The sequence below is a fragment of the Dyella sp. 01N36 genome (assembly GCF_056399745.1).
Window position 1 is genome coordinate 1 of sequence record NZ_JBFTRY010000230.1, and the last position, 4,927, is coordinate 4,927.

5 protein-coding genes and 1 pseudogene are annotated in these 4,927 nt (G+C 64.6%); 5 read left to right on the plus strand and 1 reads right to left on the minus strand.

What is annotated here, in order from left to right; translation table 11 throughout:
- Positions 1 to 150 precede the first annotated feature (150 nt).
- The 4 genes from AC1DMG_RS19785 to recO all read left to right on the plus strand — a co-directional run bounded on the left by AC1DMG_RS19785 (position 151) and on the right by recO (position 2,936).
- Positions 151 to 528 (plus strand): DUF4845 domain-containing protein, encoded by a 378-nt coding sequence (locus AC1DMG_RS19785; RefSeq protein ID WP_441603239.1) that lies wholly within the window; start codon positions 151 to 153, stop codon positions 526 to 528.
- Positions 529 to 543: 15 nt separating this feature from the next.
- Positions 544 to 1,200, plus strand: a complete 657-nt coding sequence (rnc, locus tag AC1DMG_RS19790; RefSeq protein WP_441603240.1) for a ribonuclease III — start codon at positions 544 to 546, stop codon at positions 1,198 to 1,200.
- Positions 1,197 to 2,138, plus strand: coding sequence for a GTPase Era (gene era, locus AC1DMG_RS19795; protein WP_477180957.1), 942 nt, complete (start codon positions 1,197 to 1,199; stop codon positions 2,136 to 2,138). The genes rnc and era overlap by 4 nt, the downstream gene beginning before the upstream one ends.
- Before the next feature lie 87 nt (positions 2,139 to 2,225).
- Positions 2,226 to 2,936: a DNA repair protein RecO gene (gene recO / locus AC1DMG_RS19800; protein WP_441603242.1), complete on the plus strand. Its 711-nt coding sequence runs from the start codon at positions 2,226 to 2,228 to the stop codon at positions 2,934 to 2,936.
- 2 nt (positions 2,937 to 2,938) lie between these two features.
- Here the strand turns inward: recO and AC1DMG_RS19805 are convergent, their stop codons facing one another.
- Positions 2,939 to 3,694, minus strand: coding sequence for a response regulator (locus tag AC1DMG_RS19805; protein ID WP_441603243.1), 756 nt, complete (start codon positions 3,692 to 3,694; stop codon positions 2,939 to 2,941).
- An 83-nt stretch (positions 3,695 to 3,777) separates the two neighbouring features.
- Between AC1DMG_RS19805 and AC1DMG_RS19810 the strand changes: the two are divergent.
- A pseudogene (locus tag AC1DMG_RS19810) lies at positions 3,778 to 4,927 on the plus strand (hypothetical protein); the annotation flags it as partial.

Genomic DNA, 4,927 nt, shown 5'->3' on the forward strand with positions numbered 1-4,927 from the left:
CATTAAAAGCGTGACGGGCATAGGTACGCGCCCGGTGTCGTTCGAGCCAGCTTGGCGCGACAATGCACGCGCCAAGCCGCCTCCGGGGCGGCTGGGTGGCGTCTTGCCAGTTAACCGGGTATCGCCGTAAGGCGGCATAGCGAGGGGACTATGAAATCGAAGCAAACGGGCATCACCCTGATCGGGTTTCTCGTCGTATTGATGGTCGTGGCGTTTTTTGGCTACATGGCCATGAAGCTGGTGCCGGCCTATACCGAGTTCATGGGCGTGACCAAGGCCATGAACCAGCTGGCGACTGAAGGTGGTCCCAAGTCGGTAACCCAGGTCCGCAACGACCTGATGAAGAAGCTGGATTTCCAGTACGTGAGCGACGACACCATCACGCCGCAGGACATCACCATCAAGCGCACTGGCAATGCCTCGTCGCTCAATATCAGCTACGACAAGCGCATTCCGTTTATGTACAACATCGACTTCCTGTTGCACTTCGAAAAGAGCGTGGCGCTGCAGGGTAATGTCGAAGGTTAAGCACAGGCCCAGGATTTGACCAAGCTCGCCTATTGTTTTCGTGATCCTGCCCTCGCAGTACTGGCGCTGACGCATCGCAGCGCCGGGAAGCCCAACAACGAGCGGCTGGAGTTCCTGGGCGATGCCTTGCTTGGTGTCGTGGTTGCCGAGCTGTTGTATGAGGCTCACCCGAACGCGAGCGAGGGCGAGCTGTCCCGCTTGCGCGCGCAGCTGGTGAACGGCCAGGCACTGGCCGTCATCGCACGCGAACTGGAGCTGGGCGATGAGCTCAAGCTGGGCTCGGGTGAATTGAAGAGCGGCGGTTTCCGCCGCGATTCCATCCTCGCCGACGCTTTCGAGGCCCTGTTGGCGGCGGTGTATCTCGACGCTGGTTTCGAGGCGTGTCGCAACGTGGTGCGCGGCCTGTTCGAGCCGCTGGTGGCGGCTATTCCGCGCTCTTCCAAGGACGCCAAGACCCGCCTGCAGGAGTTGCTGCAGGCGCACGGCTGGCCCTTGCCGCAGTACGATCTGATCGACAGCCATGGCGAAGACCACGCCAAGACCTTCGATGTCTCGTGCGAAATCAACGAACCGGCACCCATCCGGGCCGAGGGGCATGGCACCAGCCGCCGTGCCGCTGAACAGGACGCCGCTGAAACCGTGCTGCGCCTAATGCAGGAAGTGAACTCATGAACGACAACGACGAACTCGATCTCGGCGCGCCGGCCGAACTTCCCCACGACGATTTTCGCTGCGGCACCGTAGCGCTCGCGGGGCGTCCCAACGTGGGCAAGTCCACCTTGCTCAATGCGCTGATCGGGTTTCGCCTGTCCATTGTCAGCCCGCGTCCGCAGACCACTCGTCACCGCATCCTCGGCATCGCCACCAGCGAGGCCGGCCAGATCATGTACGTGGATACGCCGGGCCTGCATCGTGGCGCCAAGCGCGCCATGAATCGCAGCCTCAACCGTGCCGCGCGCTCGGCGATCAGCGAAGTGGATGTGGTGGTGCAGGTGATCGAGGCGGGACGCTGGACCGATGAAGACGAGGCGCTTTACGACGCCCTGGTCGAGCAGAAAGTGCCGCGCCTGCTGGTGATCAACAAGRYCGACCTGGCMAAGGACAAGACCACCATGCTTCCCTTCGTGGCGGAGCTGATGGGGCGTCACAGCTTTGACGAGGTCTACTACGTCAGCGCGCTGAAGGAGAAGGGCCTCAAGGAGCTGGAGTCAGGCATCCTCAAGCGCCTGCCGGTGCAGCCGCCGGTGTTTGGCGAAGACGAAGTCACCGATCGAAGCGAGCGTTTCCTCGCCGCTGAAATGGTCCGCGAGCAGCTCATGCTGCGCCTGGACCAGGAGCTCCCGTACGCCACCACGGTGGAGATCGAGCAGTTCAGCGATCGCCCCGATGGTATTGCCGAAATCCACGCGGTGATCTGGGTGGAACGCGATGGCCAGAAGGCCATCGTTATCGGCAATGGCGGTGCGCAGCTCAAGGCGATCGGCACGTCGGCGCGTCGCCATATGGAGCGCACCTTCGAGCGCAAGGTTTTCCTTCGCCTGTGGGTGAAGGTGCGCGAAGGCTGGGTCGACGACGAGACCATGCTGAAGAAATTCGGGTACACCGATTGAGTCTGCGCATGCGTGGCTCTGCCTGGTATGCCTGACCATCGCAGGTCAGGCGCGATCATCCACTGATTGGGTCCGACAGCCACCGCCATGCGTATCGAGCAGCAGCCGGCCTATGTGCTTCATTCGCGGCCTTATCGCGAGACCTCGCTGTTGCTTGAATGCCTGACGCGCGACCACGGACGCCTGGGCATCGTGGCGCGTGGCGTGCGGCGCGAGCGTGCGCGCGTGCAGCGTGCGCAACTGGAGCCTTTCCAGCGGTTGTCGCTGGATCTGCTATTGCGCGGCGAACTGGCCACCTTGCAGACCGCGGAACATACCAGCCCGCCGTTGCGTCTGATGGGTGATGCCGGTCTTGCGGGGCTTTATCTCAATGAGCTCTGCGTGCGGCTGACCGGTCGCCAGGATCCCTTGCCTGATTTGTTCGAGGCGTATGCGCGTACCTTGCCGCGCCTTGCGGGTGGCGAGCCTTTGGCCTGGACGCTGCGGCGTTTCGAGCGCGACCTGCTCGAAGCCATCGGCTATGGCCTGCAGCTGGAAGTCGAAGCGGAGTCCGGCGAGCCGCTGGAACCGACGCAGCTCTACCGCTATGTCGTGGAGCAGGGGCCTGCACCATGCCGCCCGGGAACGGCGCATGCCTTGCGCGGTGTCGATCTGCTCGCCCTGGCCGGCGACGAGATGCCCGATACCGCTGGACTGTCTGCCCTGCGCAGCATGATGCGCGAGGTGATCCGCTTTCATCTGGGCGGTGGGGAGCTGCGGGCGTGGCACGTGCTGGGTGCGGCGTTGTCGCGTCGCTGAGCTCAGGCGGTCGTTTCGCCGCCCAGCGCTTCGATGGTGGCCAGCAGCGAACGACGAAAGCGCGACAGCGGCGCCAGCGAACCGGAATGCTTGAGCTTGAGATGGCGCTGCAGCAACGTTGCCTGGACGCCGAGCGCCGCTGCGCCGCAGAAGCCGCAGGACGAACGCAGTCGATGCATGCGGTCGGCGAGTGCTTCGGTATCGTCCAGCAGCGCATCAAGATCCTGATACAGCCCTGCCAACTCCGCGCGTAGCAGCGTGCGCATCGCCCTCACCACATCCGCGTCGCCCATGGTGGCGATCGCCTGCTCGTCATCCAGCAACGGCACGGCGGCAGCGCCCGCATAGACCAGCGCGAGGATGCGACGCAGGTCGGCCAGGCTGCAGGGCTTTTGCAGCACCTCGCTGAATTCCGCGGAAAGCAGGCGTTGCCGTTCGATGACATCCATCTCGGCGCTGGTGGCGACGGCGGTGCAATCGCTGGAGCGTGCCTGCGGATCGTGGCGCAAGGCGGTGAGCACTTCCTCGGCGCCTGCGCCGGGCATGCGGCAATCCAGCAGGAGCAGGTCGAAGGCCTCGTGGCGTGCCATGGCAATCGCCGAGGGGCCGTCATGGCAGGCATGCGCGTGCAGACCGAGGCTGCGCAGGGCTTCCACCAGGAAAAGACGGCTGCTCGGGTCGTCGTCGGCTACCAGGGCGCGGACGGTGATGGGCGCGCTCCGATGGCCTGAAGGCTCGCTGGAAAGCGTGTGTTGCATGACTTGTCCGTGTCGTTCAGCTGATTTTGGCAGAATGGCGCTTCATGCGCCCCACATCAAGCCAACTTATTCTCACTCTCTGCATGCTCTTTTGGGCGTGCTGGTCGCTGCCAGCCCGCGCCGATGTTGCGCTGGGCGCCAAGACGGTGACCGCTCCCGGGCTGAAGATGCAGGGCGTGCAGTCGCAGATCGGCGAAGACGGGGAGGGTGGCCTCAAGCTCAGTCTGCACGCGGCCAAGGCCGACGTACCGGCGATGGGCTGGAAGCGCGTCGGCGTGGACCTGCAGGGTGTGCTCCAGCGTGACACCCATATGCGCTGGTTGTTCGATGGCACCGCCCAGCTTGCCGGTGCCCCGGGCGCGGCACTGAGCAACGCCAAGGTGTCGATGGTGATCGACGAGGCGGCCAATACGCTGCAGATCGACCTGACCCAGGGCGTGATCCAGGCGAGCACGGCCTTGCCGCTGGACCAGCCGACCCACGCCCAGATCAGCCTCAAGGGCGTGCCGCTGGCCTGGTTGCAGGGCTTGTTGAGCACGGTCTGGTCCGGACGAGCCACCGGCGGCAAGCTTGATGCGGACATGGCGCTGGATATTCAGGACAAAGGCCTGCAGGCGTCCGGGCAATTTGCGCTCAACGGCGGCGGGTTCGATACGCCCGGCGGTGCCTTGGCCGGACAGTCCGTCAATGGCAACGGTCGACTCAACCTCGACACGACCAGCGCACCCACCCGCATCGACCTGGATGCCAGCCTGCGCGGTGGCGAGCTGCTGTTGGGCCCCATCTATGCGCGACTGCCCGATCACCCCGTGCAGCTGAGCCTGTCCGCCGCGACGCGCAACGGCGCGGTCGATTTCAATCGCCTGCGCGTGGCTGATGCCGATGCCCTGCAGCTTGAGGGGGCCATGTCGTTCAACGCCAAGGGCGACCTGCAGCAGCTCAAGCTCGATCGCCTGCAGTCGCGCTTCCCGGCGGCGTACCAGCGGTACGGGCAGGCATGGCTGGCGACGCTGGGCTTGCGCGACATGCGCATCGATGGCGAGCTCAGCGGCAATCTCGATCTGGGCGCCGATGGCCTGCGAAGTTTTGCTTTCGACACCGACGGTCTGGACGCCGCCGATGCCGACGGGCGCCTGGCCGTGAAAGGTTTGCGCGGCGGTCTCGATTGGAATGCCAGCAACGACCGCCCGGTGACCTCGATGTCGTGGCAGGCCCTGCAGGTCTACCGCATAC